The sequence below is a fragment of the Enterococcus sp. AZ126 genome, assembly GCF_051714545.1.
GTDB lineage: Bacteria > Bacillota > Bacilli > Lactobacillales > Enterococcaceae > Enterococcus_L.
Window position 1 is genome coordinate 285,816 of sequence record NZ_JBIOSB010000001.1, and the last position, 14,507, is coordinate 300,322.

Below are 14,507 nucleotides of genomic sequence, written 5' to 3' on the forward strand. Positions count from 1 at the left end.
CCCCTTAATAATTATTGATTGAGTTGTTTTCCTAAACATCGTAATAACTTTTCTTTTTTATAGCTAATTTTTTTCTCTATCAATCCAAGCTCTTTTTCTTTGTCACATAGCTCTAATTGTGCTCGACGTGCTTCCAAACGAAGTAACTCAGACTTGATCAATTCAATTTTTTTATAATTTAAAAAATTTCTCTTTTTTATATGATGCTCCCACTCCGCTTTTTTTTCTGGTGGTAACTCCTTATATTTTTCGCGCAATTCAGCAATTCGTTGCTCTATCTCTTTGTTCACAACAATACTTCCTTTCAGAATTTCTCTGCACATTATAGCAAACTGTTAACGAAATACCTACTAAAATTTACTATTTTTCTAAAAAAACTTTTTGAATAGAATTTATAACCTTTAAATTGTAATAAAAAGAGAAAATAATGGTCATTTTCCCTTTTCGATCGTATTCGCTATCTAGTTGTCCTCATCTACTAAAATACTGATTTCAGCTTCTTCATTCAATCGTTCAGAAAGAAATGCGAGTAACTCTTCTAATGGTATAGTGAATTTCATCATCGGGCCTCGTCGACCATTTTTAAAATAATTTAATCGAATTTCTTTTTTCTTAAGTAATAGAGCCATTTTTTCTATATCCTGATACATGACCCCGTTCTTGTCAAATGGGCTTAAAATAAGCCGATCCTCTGAAAGTCCTTTTGAATCTAGTAAAAAACTTAAGACTAAAAAGATTGAGAGTACGCCACGAATTCTTTGATCGATCGTTTGTTCACTCACAAGGGTAAGTAACAAGATAAGCAAACTAATGCCAATCACTAAAATATAAATAAATTTTCTTTTAACACTTTTAATCAGAACACTTTTTCTTACTAAACTCAAATAAATATACATGATCACAACAAAAAATGCGAGTAGCACTGTAAACAAATCTATACTCAAAATAAGCTCCTTTTATAACTGAAAGATAGTTACTCTTTTTTATTTAATTCTGTCAATTGCTGATTGATTTTTTTTATCTTATCTTTACAAGCTAATATATCACGAATCATCTGATCTCTCTTATCACCAAGTGGTAAACGATTCACTACTTGATAATATGCAGCGAGTAGTTGAACTTGTTTCATTTTTTCTTTTTGTAATCGTTCTTCAGTTAAATTCATCCACTCGCCCTCCTTTTTTCTTTAAGTATACCCTACTTTTAAAGGAAAATGACTATTGAATCGTTATTTTTTATTGATTATCAATTAAAAAAGTATGATTTGATTGTTATTGTAACATACTATTTTTTTAAATTGAACTATACGAGTGTCTAGCCGACAGTAGTTCTCTACTTGTTCAAGATAAACAACAGTACTTAAAAGAATAGCCTGCTAAAAAACAAAGATGAAACTAAACTGAAAACAGCTTCGCTTCATCTCTAAATTTATTGAGCTGAAATACAAATTCCAATGGCTTTTTCACCTAAATGTGTCCCAATAACAGGACCAAAATGACCTATTTCAATAATTGCATCTGGATATTGTTCTTGAAGTTTTGCTTTTTCTTCTTTTGCAACGATTAAATTGTTTGCATGGATCACATACAACTTAACGGGGCGGTTGATTTCTTTGTCACGTTTGCCTATTATTTTTTCTGCACGCGCAAATGCTTTTTTCGTCGAACGAATTTTTTCGAATAAAATTATTTTACCTTCTTCAAATGTTAAAATCGGCTTGATTTTTAATAATCCAGCAATCAAAGCGGCACCGTTGGTTAAGCGTCCGCCACGCACAAGATTGTTTAAATCCTCTACGATCAAATACGCATATGTATTGTCGCGAATGATATCTAGTTTGGTAAATATCTCTTCTAAACTGGCATTTTCTTTAATTAAATCTAATGCAGCTTCTACCATATGTCCCATTGGTACACTTGTAATTTTAGAGTCATAAGGGTAAAGCGTAATATTTTCAATTGAATCTGTTAATGAAAATAATGTATTAACAAAGCCAGAAATACCAGATGAGAGATGAATACTAATGATCGTATCATATCCTTTAGCCGCAATTTCTTTATATAGTTCGATAACTTCACCTAACGCAGGTTGGGAAGTAGTCGGAAATTCATTACTATTATTTAACAAGCTATAATATTCATCCGCTTCAATATCGATTCCTTCGTTATATATTTTACCATCTAAAATAACAGGGATGGAAATAACAAATAAATTAGGTGCGTTTTTGATGCGCTCAGGTAAATAAGCTGTACTATCTGTCACAATAGCAATTTTCATTTTGTAACCTCGTTTCACTAATTTTACAGTATTATAAATATAGCATAAATCAGTCCATAATTAAATAAAATACTTATTGATCAAGAAAACTTTGAACAGCTGATTTATTCGTATCCAAATCAATTTGAAGAACACTTCCGGCGTAATCAACATCTAAGTTACTCCAAGATCCTTCAACAGGAATCGTTAAGCGCTCGATACCACTACCACCTTTTAAAAGTAGCGACGGGCCATTTTTTAGCATAAACGATGTGGGAACATCTGTGGACATATAGCCAACCAAACGACCTAAAGATTCTGGTGTACGAAGTAAGGCTAAAGGATTTTTTAATTGTCCCATAACAGCTGTCATCACTTGTTGTTGACGTCGAACGCGACCAAAATCACCCTCATCGTCTTTTCTAAAACGAGAATACTGCAATAGCGTATGACCGTCCATTTTCTGCTTTCCTTTGGCAATGTCAACGCCATCTAAATTCAAATCTTTTTCAGCATCGATTTTAACTCCGTTAGGGAACATCGAGTCGATGATTTTTTCAAAAGATTGAAAATCTACTTTGGCATAGTATCTAGTCTGTATATTGAAATTTTCAGCTAATGTCTGGCGAACTAAATCCGCTCCGCCTAATGCATAGGCTGCATTGATCTTGTTCTCATCATAACCTGGAATATCAACAAATGTATCACGCATAAATGAGATCAGTTTAGGTTTTTTAGAAGGACCATCTAATTGCAAAACCATAATGGTATCCGCTCGACCAGAATCTTCTCCTCTAGTATCACTACCTAAAATTAAAATGTTATTAGCACCATTCGCACTTTTTACGCCATTAAATGTTTCTATTGCCTCTTTTGGCAAAGAATTATCATGTTCAGCGTATGATTTTCCTTTGAAAAAGAATCCCACTGCCAAAACAATCAGCACAACAAAAAACAAGGCGATTCTTTTAGGCCAACTAAACCGTCTTTTTCTTCTTGGCTTTTTCGGTTTCTTTTCTTTTTTTGAAAAACCTTTTGGCTTTTCTGACGAACCTGCTTGTTCAGAGTTTTGTTGTGGTTCATTTAGGGGTTCTTGTTCTTGATAATAGCTATTTCTAGGTTCTTCAGTATAATTTTTTTCTTTTCTTGGATTAAAACCATTTTTTTCTTCTACTGGTTTTGATTTATCATGTATATGTTTATAACGATCTACACGGCTCATCATTTCCACCTCACTTCAATTAACAACAGCTATAATCATACCCTATTTTACTATAAATTCCTATTAGATAGACAAAATTTAACAAAAAAGAAAAAGACCTTTTCAGATCTTTATACTCCGTTGATTGGATGAATCGCATAATTTCCAAATATTTTTACCGATCCACCCATTAACCGTATTTCTTCTATGGCGTTATCTAATAATTGTTGTGGCTTTTGAACATTGATATCGATTAAAAAGAAATATTCACCCAATGTTGTTTTTAATGGTCTTGATTCGATTTTACTCAAATCGATTTCTCGCCAACTGAATGCTGATAATGCTTTATGTAAAGCTCCAGGCATGTTATTTGGCATAGTCAATGCGATCGTTAATTTTGTTTCAGTAGCATCAATTGGTAACTCGACTTTTTCAGAACCGATCACCCAAAAACGAGTCTGATTGATTGCTACGTCTTGGATATCTTTACCAACAATTTCAAGCTCATACTTCTCAGCAGAAAGTCTAGGTGCAATGGCTGCAATTTTTTGATCAGGATGGAGAGCGACAAAGTTTGCGGCATATGCCGTAGAAGGTGTTGCTTCAAGATCTGCCATTGGGAAAAAGGTACGTATAAATTCTTGCGATTGTGCTAAAGCTTGAGGATGAGATAATATTTTTGTTGTATCTTGCCATGATGCTTTGTTCTCTTTTGCTACCATCAATTGTTGATAGATCGGTAAAACGATTTCCGCTCCTACAGGAATCGTTGTTTGGTGAAATAGATAGTCTACGGTCGTGTTGACAGACCCTTCGATCGTATTTTCGATTGGGACAATCCCTAATTCAACTTCACCAAACTCAACGCCTTTAATACAAGCTGGAATCGAATGATATGAAATCAACTCTTCCTTAGGAAAAGCCGTTTTCGCTGCATTATGAGTAAAAGAAGCTTCTGGACCTAAAAATCCGACTTTCATTGGCTCACCTACTTATATATTCTCTAAAATTTCATGAACGATTTCTTCTGGTGTTCGTTCATCCGTATCAACGACTAAGCTGGCACTTTCCTCATAAAAAGGAATTCTTGGTTCAAAAACTTGTCTGATTTCTTCTGGAGATTTCGATACAACTAAAGGTCTGATCGTTGTATAATCGTGTTTCAAACGTGGGATAAAAACTTCTGGTTTGGTTTGTAGATATACAACAGGTGCCATTTGTTTTAATAGTTCTCGATTCTCCGGTCTCATGACGATCCCACCGCCAGTTGATACTACTTGATTATGATCTAGATAGCGTTTTAAGACATTCGTTTCTCTTTCTCTGAAGGCTTCTTCACCGTATAAATCGAAATATTCTTGAATGGTCATACCAATTTCTTCAACGATTTTATCATCAAAATCGATGTGCTCCATATCCGTCTTTTCTGAAAGAAGTTTTCCAACAGTCGTTTTTCCAGCTCCCATAAAACCAATTAAAATAATCCCCTTCATCTTTGTTCCTCCGTTTATCAATATAATTTAGTTAAATCCTCAAAAAATTTTGGATAAGAAACAGAAATTGCTTCTGCTTTATCTAATTCTACTGTGCCTTTTTTTACTAATAAAGCAGCTATTTGCAGCATCATGCCAATGCGATGATCACCATAACTAGTCACTTGTGCAGCATGTAGCGGTGTTTTTCCATGAATGATCAGACCGTCGTCAGTAGGTTCAATATTGGCGCCCATTTTAGTTAATTCAGTTGCAACGGCATCGATTCGATTCGTTTCTTTCACTTTTAGCTCTTCAGCGTCACGAATGATCGTCATCCCCTCAGCTTGAGTTGCCAGCAATGCGATGATCGGTAGTTCATCAATCAATCTTGGAATGATTTCCCCACTGATTTCGATTCCTTTCAAGTCACTTGTTTCAACTGTTAAAGTTCCAGCTTTATTTGCGGTACTTCCAGTTTCTTGAATCGTTAAGTTTCCACCCATTTGTTGAATCACGTCGATGATCCCTGTGCGTGTCGGATTTAATCCAACGTTATTCAGTGTAATCTTGCTATCGGAAATGATCAATCCTGCTGTAAGGAAAAATGCAGCTGAAGAAATATCTCCTGGTACGATGACTTCTTGCCCTAGTAACTTTTGAGGACCGCTGATACTGATTTCTTTTCCTGAAACGGTAATCTCTCCACCAAATTGACGAATCATATCTTCTGTATGATCACGTGTTCTTTCTTTTTCCAAAATAACTGATGTTCCGTGTGCTTGCAAAGCAGCAAAAAGAATCGCTGATTTTACTTGAGCACTCGCAACGGGCATTTGATAATGAATGGGCTGTAGATTTTCTGTTCCTTTCACCGTTAGGGGTGGAAATTCTGTTCCATCATGACCTGTACATTCAGCCCCCATTTGATTGATCGGCAACATTACTCGGTTCATTGGCCGTTTAGCAATCGAATGATCCCCAAATAATTCAGTGGTAAACGATGTTCCAGCTAAAATTCCCATGATCAGTCGAATCGTTGTTCCTGAATTTCCAACATCAATTGCGTTTTTTGCTTTTTTTAACCCTGAAAAACCAGTTCCATGAACCGTTATGACTTCACCATCGTCTTCGATTTCAACGCCTAAATCCTGAAATGCTTTTAAAGTACTTAAGCAATCGTCACCTCTTAAAAAGTTTTTAATCGTTGTTTTTCCATCTGCGATTGCACCGAACATAATACTTCTATGAGAAATCGATTTATCACTGGGAATATCAATTATTCCGTTTAAACCAATTTTATTGATCATTAAATCCAAAATATCCCTCCTAAAATTTAAAAGCCGAACGAATCACATGATCCTGTAGAAAATTAGGCAATTAGCTTTGAAACGTTCTATGTTTCAAAGTAAAAACCAGGCATAGACCTGCTATCCCGATCATCCAAAACACAATATCGAACTCAACAAAAATCATTTTTCATAACACAAATAATCCGTTTCTTTTTCAATAATCTCTTTCGCTTTTTCTGAATCTTCCTGCCGTTTAAAGCTTAATTGTAAAATACCATAGATATCTTCTCGCGTTTCAAGAATTTTCAAATTAATTAAAGATAACTGAGCTTTCGAAAGTAACGCTGTGACCTCGGCAATCACACCTGGAACATCTGGCACGTCCACGAATAAATCATGAAATGCCGGAATTGCTCCTTCTTTATGAACGGGCATTTGATTTCTCGTTTCTTTTGCTTCATAGAAAAATTGAAAAATAGCTTCTTTATTTCCATTTTCGATCCAAGTTGATACTTGCGCCATTTCAGATTGCCATGAACTCATCAGCTCTAATAACGCCTCTTTATTACTTAATAAAATATCTGTCCACATTTGTGGATCTGACGAAGCAATTCGCGTGATATCTCGAAAGCCGCCAGCAGCCAATTGTCTAGAACGCGGATGTTTTCCATTAAAGATTTTACTTTGATTGACCAAGCCTGCGGCAATAATATGTGGCAAATGACTGAGCATGCCTGTAATTTGATCATGCTCTTGCGCTGTAAGCACTACAAATTTTGCTCGAGTCCCTTGTAACAGTTTTTGCAGTGCTTCGATTTGAGGTTGTTTTTCTATTTCTGAGGAAGCTAAAATATAATAAGCATTTTCGAATAAATTTTCATCAGCTGCCGTCACACCAGATTTGTGTGATCCTGCCATTGGGTGTCCGCCAACAAATGTGTTTAAGCCGGCTTTTTTAGCTGCTTCAATAATTTCTACTTTTGTGCTGCCAACATCAGAAATGATAACTTCTTTTTTTAGAGGTAACTTTCCTAATACATTTAATTGATTCAGCATACTTTTAACTGGCGTACATAGAAAAATGACATCCGCTAATACCGCCGCATCTTCCATGGAAGTACCTCTTTGATCGATGATGTTTCGTTTTAAAGCAAATTCTTCCGAAGTTTTCTGATTATCTATCCCAATAATTGTTACAAGTGGATGTTCTTTTTTTATACATAATGCTAATGAGCTGCCAATCAATCCTAGACCGACAATCAAAACCTTTTGATTCATTCCGTGTCACTCTCCATTTTTAGTTTTCGTTAAAACGTTTGAGTATAACGGCGATAAGATTCAACTTCTTCTTTCATCTGTTCAAAAGCATCACTGCCAAATTTTTCCAGCATCGCTTTAGCAACTTCTGTTGCAACAACCGCTTCACAAACTACACTCGCAGCTGGAACCGCTGTACTGTCAGAGCGTTCTACACTTGCTTTATACGGTTCTTTTGTATCGATATTGACACTTTGCAATGGTTTATACAATGTTGGAATTGGCTTCATAACACCTCTAACAACGATTGGCATTCCATTTGTCATACCGCCTTCAAAACCACCTAGATTGTTGGAGGTTCTGGTATAACCAGTTGCTTTATCCCAAACAATTTCGTCCATGACTTGACTGCCTGGTTTAAAGCCCATTTCAAAGCCAATCCCAAATTCAACCCCTTTAAATGCATTGATACTTGTAACGGCTTGGGCAATTTTTGCATCTAGTTTACGATCCCATTGAACATAACTTCCTAGACCAATTGGTACACCACCAACAACGACTTCTACAACGCCGCCGATCGTGTCCCCGTTTTTCTTAGTTTTATCAATTAAATCACGAATTTCTTGCTCGACTGAAGGATCAAGTACACGTACATCTGAATTTTCTGAGCGTTCTTGAATTTCTTTAACCGTTAAGTTATCTGGAATTTCAGCTTTGATACCGCCTAATATTGCCACGTGTCCTGCAACTTCAATAGCTAATTCCTTTAATAACTTTTTAGCAACGGCTCCAATTGCAACGCGCATTGTTGTTTCACGCGCTGATGAACGTTCTAATACATTTCTGAGATCATCATGCTGATATTTGATCCCTCCGACAAGGTCTGCATGACCCGGACGTGGTTTATTTACGCGTCTGATTTTTTTCTCTTTCTCAGAAACTTCTTCGATCGACATGACAGAAGTCCAATTTTTCCAATCTTTATTTTCAACGACAAGCGTCACTGGTGATCCTAATGTTTTGCCATGACGAATGCCAGACGTGATCCTTACTTGATCCTTTTCAATCAACATTCTGCCGCCGCGTCCATATCCGCCTTGTCTTCTAGCTAACTCTAAATTAATATCTTCTGGAGATAATGGCATCCCCGCTGGTAAACCTTCTATAATTGCTGTTAATTCTGGTCCATGTGATTCTCCCGCTGTAATAAAACGCATATGATTTCCTCCTAATTTAAAAGCGTAGCCAGCTAGCCCGTGCAGCTCGCTAATCTAAATAACTCTTCATTTCTTCAATCGGAATCCGAACGATTTTGGCTTCACCTATCGATTCCAATAAAATAATATTGATTGTTCCGCCCCGTGCTTTCTTATCATGTGTCAATGCCGCATATAGTTTCTCTTGATCCCAATAATTTGAGCAAGTAGGTAAGTGAAACTTTTGAATCATTTGATTCAATTGTTCTGTTGTACCAAGTGGAGTCAACTTTTTACTTTCGGCAACTCTTGTGATTTGGCTCATCCCGATTGCAACGCCCTCACCATGAGTTAAATTACCGTAGCCGGCTGTATTTTCTAATGCATGACCGATTGTATGCCCAAAGTTGAGCAGTAAACGAACTCCGTTATCCAGTTCGTCTTCTTCTACAACTTTCCGTTTGATTTTACAACAAGCTGCGATAATTTCTGTCGCATGTGCTTTTAAATCAAACTCATCAGTTAATGTATCTAATTTTAGCCATAAGTTTTCGTCTGCAATAGCAGCAGATTTGATGATTTCAGCGATCCCTTCTTGAATTCGTCTTACTTCTAAAGTATCCAACGTATCAGGATCGATCAAAACACCATCAGGTTGAGCAAATGTCCCCACTAAATTTTTAGCTTTTTTTGTATTAACGGCCGTTTTTCCACCAATACTACTATCTACTTGAGCCAATAATGTCGTTGGAACTTGTAAGAAATGAAGACCACGCATGTACGTCGAAGCGACAAATCCTGCTAAATCACCAACAACTCCGCCACCCAAAGCGATAATACCATCGCTTCTAGTCATTCCTTCATCCGCCAAAAAATCATAAATTTCAGCGGCTACAGTCAAACTTTTACTTTGTTCTCCTGCATTGATCACAAAAGTTGCGGGCTCAAAGCCTGCTGCTTTCAATCTTTTTTCGACTTGCTCACCGTACAAAGGTTGAACATTTGTATCTGTTATGATGACAATTTTTTGTGGCGACCATAATTCTTGAACCCAAGAACCGATATCTTTCAGCAAACCGTTTTCAATGGTCAAATCATATGAATGATTTGGTAAAGTTACAGTGAGTTTCACTTAATTCAACTCCTATTTTTTAGTAAAGAGAAAATAATAACCTTCTATTTGACACCCTTTTTAATCTAAATCATTAATTTCTTTCATCGCTTTTTCCATAATGTGGACTTCTTTCATCATGCGCATGTATGTTTTTTCATTTAAAGATTGAGGTCCATCAGACCAAGCGTTGATTGGATCCGGGTGAATCTCAACGATCAGACCATCCGCACCTGCTGCAACACCTGCACGTGCCATTGAAGGAACAAGATCCCAAATCCCCACGCCATGACTTGGGTCAACGATGATTGGAAAATGGCTTAATTTTTTAATTAATGGAACAGCACTTAAATCAAGTGTATTACGCGTTGCTGTTTCGTAGGTACGAATACCACGTTCAATGAACAACACATTGAAATTTCCTTGGGCAGCAATATACTCAGCTGCATTTAGCCACTCATCAATTGTACCAGAAATTCCTCGTTTTAAGCCAATTGGTTTACCTGTTTTTCCAACAGCTTGTAACAATTTAAAGTTCTGCATATTTCGAGCACCAATTTGTAAAATATCACTGTACTCTGCAATCATATCGATGTGCGCTTCATCCATGACTTCTGTGATAACTTTCATGTCAAATTCATCTGCTGCTTGGCGAATATATTTTAGACCTTCTTCTTCTAATCCTTGAAAAGCGTATGGTGATGTTCTTGGTTTAAAGGCTCCACCACGTAAAATAGTTGCGCCACCTGCTTTGGCAATTCTGGCACATTCTCGAATTTGGTCTAAACTTTCGATTGAACATGGTCCTGCCATCATCGTCATACTACCATCACCAATTTTTACACCATCAACATCAACAATCGTGTTTTCTGGATGAAACTCACGACTGGTTAGTTTGTAAGTCAAAGATATTCTGACTGCATTTTCAACCCCATCGTAACTATTGAATGCTACATCTTGCATTTTTCTTGTGTCACCGACCAAGCCAATGATTGTTTGTTCTTTGCCTTCACTTAGATGAACTTCTAGTCCCTCTTTCTTTACTCGTTCGATCACTGTTTTGATTTGTGCTTTCGTTGCTTCTGTTTTCATAATGACGATCATTGTTATTCTCTCCTTCAATCAATTCAAATTTAGTTGTTTTCAATAATTGGTTTTACGATTTCTATCGGCATTTCTTTTCCTGTCCATTTTTCAAACGCTGCAGCACCTTGATAAAGCAGCATTCCTAAACCATTATTGGTTTTAGCCCCACGTAAACGAGCTTGTTTTAGAAATTCTGTTTCTCTAGGTGTATAGATAACATCACAGACTGCAAGATCTGGGCGAATGATGGAAAAGTCTTGAATCGGTGTTTTCTCTTCCAGTGGCTTCATTCCAACACCTGTTGCGTTTAATAGCAGTGCACTTTCTGCTACATCTTTCGCTAAACTATTTTCATCAGATAAATCATGTAAGCTAATCGTACAATCTGTATTCTCTGAAATGTAAGCTAGCTTTTCTTTGATTTTGTCATAGAAATCATCTTTTCGATTGTAAACCGTGATTTCTTTAACGCCATCTAGTGCTGCTTGAACAATAATGGCTGTAGCTGCCCCACCAGCTCCAATAATAGTGATTTTTTTACCAATAATGTCGACGTCGATATCTCGCAAGCTTCTCATAAAACCCGTACCGTCAGTGTTGTGTCCTGTTAATTTACCATGATCATTGGTGATGGTATTCACCGCACCAATCAAGCGTGCTGCTTTGCTTAATTCATCCATATAGTTGAACGCCAAAATTTTATTTGGCATCGATAAGTTTGCCCCCATCATTTCCAAAGTCTTGATTGAATCAATCGCTTGCTCTAGCCCATCTGTCCCCACTTCAAAAGCAAGATATACTGCATCGATCCCTAATGCTTGAAAAGCTGTATTGTGAATCATTGGTGAAACACTATGACGAATCGGTGTAGCGAATAATGCAGCTAATCTCGTATGTCCTGTGATCTTATTTTCCATCTTATTTCCTCCTCAAAAACGATTTTTCTCAAATAAAAAAGGTATTCACGTAAATTTTTAGAAAAATCTACAGTGAACACCTCACAAAAAATGGGTAATATAAAAGCCACTATAGATTTTCTCATCTACGCGGCTGAAAGTCATTTCAAAATCCCCTAGCCATCATAGATACAAACTTGCTAGTCTGCATCCACAATGTTCATGAATACAAACTCATCTAAAATAGCTAAAGTAATAATTATTCAGTTGTAATTGGTTATGCTTCATGATTGTCATATGAATCACTCCGTAACTGATTTATTTAAGAATTGTTCTTAGTATATACCTAGGCAAACCAAGTGTCAACCTATTTTATTTTCTATTCATTCATTTTTTGGGTTAATTCAAATAAAAACTAGTGATTACATATGTTCATCACGTTTTTATTTTTTTACTTTTATGTTCTTTCAACAGATGCCTTACTGCCAAAATTGGATGATAAACTAACATTCTTGGTCCTGAATATCTCATTATTTGTTTCATTTGCTCTTTGTAATCCGGACGATAACAATGTACAGGACACTGCTTACAAGTAGGTTTTTCTTCCCCAAAACGGCAAACATCCAACCGAAGTTGTGAATAAGATAGCATTTTTTGTTTATCGATCTGAGGTTCGTCATGTGTTTTGTAATAGAGTTCGATCATTGCACGAACAGTTCGTTTTTCTTCTTGTATTTTTGGTCCATTATTTTTTTTCACCATTTTTATCGCTCACTATTCACTCATTGATTTTTAAAATGATTTTTCCTTTGTTTTGGTTGCTTCTCATATATTGATGGGCTTTTGCCACTTCTTCAAGCGGAAAAACTCTATCTACAACTGGCTTTAGCTCCTGTTTTTCAAATAGTATCTTCGTTTTATCTGAAAATTCCTTAGTCAGCTTTGCCTTATAAGCGTCACTTCTTGGTGTAAGCAACGTTCCTTTGATGGTTATTCTTTTTTCTAGTAGATCCATTAAATTAACTTCTCTTATCAATGCGCCCCCTAAAATACCGATAAGAATCAGTCGACCATCGTAGGCAATACTCGCAATATTTTTCTCCCAATAGGATGCGCCGATAAAATCCAAAATAACATCCACGCCCTGGCCATTGCTTTCTTGTTGAATCTTCTCACTAAAATCTTCATCATGATAGTTAATCAAAACATCTGCTCCTAACGAGCGACATAATTCCAATTTTTCAGGAGAGCCTGCTGTGACAAAGATTTTGGCCGATGTTAAGTGTTTCGCCAACTGAATTGCAGCAGTTCCCACACCACTAGCACCAGCATGAATCAAAACAGATTGATGAGAACGCAGTTCGCCTAGCCAAAATAGTGTTTGATAAGCTGTTAAAAAGACTTCTGGAATTGCCGCTCCTTCTTCAAATGTTAATTGATCAGATAAAAGCATTGCATTCCCAACATTCATCACGGTGTATTCAGCGTATCCACCGCCATTCACAAGCCCCATCACGCGACTGCCACAAGGGAATAAATTTGATTCACTTTCGATTACTATACCTGAAACTTCTACACCTAAAATAGTGTTTCCTCTTGGTAATTTTCCAGTCTCTATTGCCATTAAATCGGTACGGTTGATCGCTGCTGCTTCGACTTTGATCAATAACTGATCAGCATTTCTTTTTGGCCGTCGTGCTTCTTTTGTCAATTCTAAAATTGATTGATTGTTCTTGGATCGTAACTCGATAGCTTTCATTTTTACACCTCACAATTTTAACAAAAAACCGCAGAATCTCCAAAAAGATATCTACGGTCAAATCAATTAGTTATTAAAGTTCTTTACCATATACATCATCAACCGTTTGTTTTGGATCGATTACGATATATAAGCTTTTTGTTTTTTCACTGACTTTAGTAGATTGATAGACATTGTCTAAACCTTCGTCAGTTTTATCTTTGTATGGGAAATAAACTAAATCTGGTGTTCCAGTTTTGTATAAAATTTCCATACGTTCAATATCTTCATATTTTAAAGCACGAGCAAACATTCCAAGTTCAAGTCCGCCAAGGTTGATATCATGTGTTTGAACGTGATCACCTTCTTGGAAGATTTCGATTTTAAAGCCTTCACATGGGTGGATTTCCATAAATTCGCTTCCATGAATACGACCAAAGCTAGTTGTAATTTGTTTGATCCATAAATCTCCGATAAAACGACGACCGATCGTCCAAGTTTCATCGTTTCTAAAATAAAATTTTAATCCTGTCATTTCTCTACTCATAATATAAGTCTCCTTATCTAAATAATTTCTACAAAGTTAAGTTTAGCATAACTTTCAGGTTAGGTCACACCATTCGCTTTCTCACTTAGAAAGAGCTAATTTGTCTAAAAAAACATCTGTTAAGATAACAGCTCTCTGATGGATACCTGTGGCAATGATTTGGCCATTGTCAAAAGCTTCAAAAGAAAAATTGATTTTTGTTTTTTCCTGTGCTTCGACACTGACCTTCACAATAATTTCTGCTCCAACCATTGAAGGTTTTAAATGTCTCGCTTCAATCAATGTTCCTACACTCGTTTCTTCTGACGCTAGTGCTTTGTGCAAATATTCTTTTGCAGCGTTCTCAACCATTGCAAGGACTGCTGGTGTGGCTAATACATCTAAATCCCCCGACCCGATTTCTTTTGCAGTGTCTTTTGACCCAACAACAAACTTTTTTGAGAATTCTTTCACGG

At 36.4% G+C, this 14,507-nt stretch carries 17 protein-coding genes; all 17 read right to left on the reverse strand.

All coding sequences use genetic code 11. From position 1 onward, the window contains the following. Positions 1–11: 11 nt before the first annotated feature. The 17 genes from IGI43_RS01345 to IGI43_RS01425 all read right to left on the reverse strand — a co-directional run bounded on the left by IGI43_RS01345 (position 12) and on the right by IGI43_RS01425 (position 14,505). The gene (locus tag IGI43_RS01345) at positions 12–290 is read right to left on the reverse strand and encodes a hypothetical protein (protein WP_438756020.1); all 279 of its coding nucleotides are present in this window, start codon (positions 288–290) and stop codon (positions 12–14) included. Positions 291–461: 171 nt separating this feature from the next. Next, on the reverse strand, positions 462–944 hold the full coding sequence (locus IGI43_RS01350; protein ID WP_438756021.1) for a hypothetical protein: 483 nt from the start codon (positions 942–944) through the stop codon (positions 462–464). A gap of 29 nt (positions 945–973) precedes the next feature. Next, a complete protein-coding gene (locus IGI43_RS01355; RefSeq protein ID WP_069644689.1) occupies positions 974–1,165 on the reverse strand; it encodes a hypothetical protein in 192 nt (63 codons plus the stop codon). Between the two features lie 263 nt (positions 1,166–1,428). After that, entirely contained in the window at positions 1,429–2,277 is an 849-nt protein-coding gene (locus tag IGI43_RS01360; RefSeq protein WP_438756022.1) for a DegV family protein, read from the reverse strand. 73 nt (positions 2,278–2,350) lie between these two features. Further along, complete coding sequence (locus IGI43_RS01365; protein ID WP_438756023.1) at positions 2,351–3,478, reverse strand: LCP family protein; 1,128 nt, start codon at positions 3,476–3,478, stop codon at positions 2,351–2,353. A gap of 110 nt (positions 3,479–3,588) precedes the next feature. Next, entirely contained in the window at positions 3,589–4,437 is an 849-nt protein-coding gene (gene pheA, locus IGI43_RS01370) for a prephenate dehydratase (protein WP_438756024.1), read from the reverse strand. A 12-nt stretch (positions 4,438–4,449) separates the two neighbouring features. Further along, positions 4,450–4,950: a shikimate kinase gene (locus tag IGI43_RS01375; protein ID WP_438756025.1), complete on the reverse strand. Its 501-nt coding sequence runs from the start codon at positions 4,948–4,950 to the stop codon at positions 4,450–4,452. A gap of 17 nt (positions 4,951–4,967) precedes the next feature. After that, positions 4,968–6,239: a 3-phosphoshikimate 1-carboxyvinyltransferase gene (gene aroA / locus IGI43_RS01380; RefSeq protein ID WP_438758792.1), complete on the reverse strand. Its 1,272-nt coding sequence runs from the start codon at positions 6,237–6,239 to the stop codon at positions 4,968–4,970. A gap of 162 nt (positions 6,240–6,401) precedes the next feature. Continuing rightward, positions 6,402–7,499, reverse strand: a complete 1,098-nt coding sequence (locus tag IGI43_RS01385) for a prephenate dehydrogenase (protein ID WP_438756026.1) — start codon at positions 7,497–7,499, stop codon at positions 6,402–6,404. A gap of 29 nt (positions 7,500–7,528) precedes the next feature. Further along, positions 7,529–8,695, reverse strand: a complete 1,167-nt coding sequence (gene aroC / locus IGI43_RS01390) for a chorismate synthase (RefSeq protein ID WP_438756027.1) — start codon at positions 8,693–8,695, stop codon at positions 7,529–7,531. 49 nt (positions 8,696–8,744) lie between these two features. Beyond that, positions 8,745–9,806, reverse strand: coding sequence for a 3-dehydroquinate synthase (gene aroB, locus IGI43_RS01395; RefSeq protein ID WP_438756028.1), 1,062 nt, complete (start codon positions 9,804–9,806; stop codon positions 8,745–8,747). Positions 9,807–9,866: 60 nt separating this feature from the next. Beyond that, on the reverse strand, positions 9,867–10,889 hold the full coding sequence (gene aroF, locus IGI43_RS01400; protein WP_438756030.1) for a 3-deoxy-7-phosphoheptulonate synthase: 1,023 nt from the start codon (positions 10,887–10,889) through the stop codon (positions 9,867–9,869). A gap of 29 nt (positions 10,890–10,918) precedes the next feature. Continuing rightward, positions 10,919–11,788, reverse strand: coding sequence for a shikimate dehydrogenase (gene aroE, locus IGI43_RS01405; protein WP_438756032.1), 870 nt, complete (start codon positions 11,786–11,788; stop codon positions 10,919–10,921). A gap of 414 nt (positions 11,789–12,202) precedes the next feature. Continuing rightward, a complete protein-coding gene (locus tag IGI43_RS01410) occupies positions 12,203–12,529 on the reverse strand; it encodes a nitrous oxide-stimulated promoter family protein (protein ID WP_438756033.1) in 327 nt (108 codons plus the stop codon). 16 nt (positions 12,530–12,545) lie between these two features. Then, positions 12,546–13,526 (reverse strand): NAD(P)H-quinone oxidoreductase, encoded by a 981-nt coding sequence (locus tag IGI43_RS01415; protein ID WP_438756035.1) that lies wholly within the window; start codon positions 13,524–13,526, stop codon positions 12,546–12,548. 73 nt (positions 13,527–13,599) lie between these two features. Further along, the gene (locus tag IGI43_RS01420) at positions 13,600–14,052 is read right to left on the reverse strand and encodes a hypothetical protein (RefSeq protein ID WP_438756036.1); all 453 of its coding nucleotides are present in this window, start codon (positions 14,050–14,052) and stop codon (positions 13,600–13,602) included. An 81-nt stretch (positions 14,053–14,133) separates the two neighbouring features. Then, complete coding sequence (locus tag IGI43_RS01425) at positions 14,134–14,505, reverse strand: thioesterase family protein (RefSeq protein ID WP_438756037.1); 372 nt, start codon at positions 14,503–14,505, stop codon at positions 14,134–14,136. Positions 14,506–14,507 lie beyond the last annotated feature (2 nt).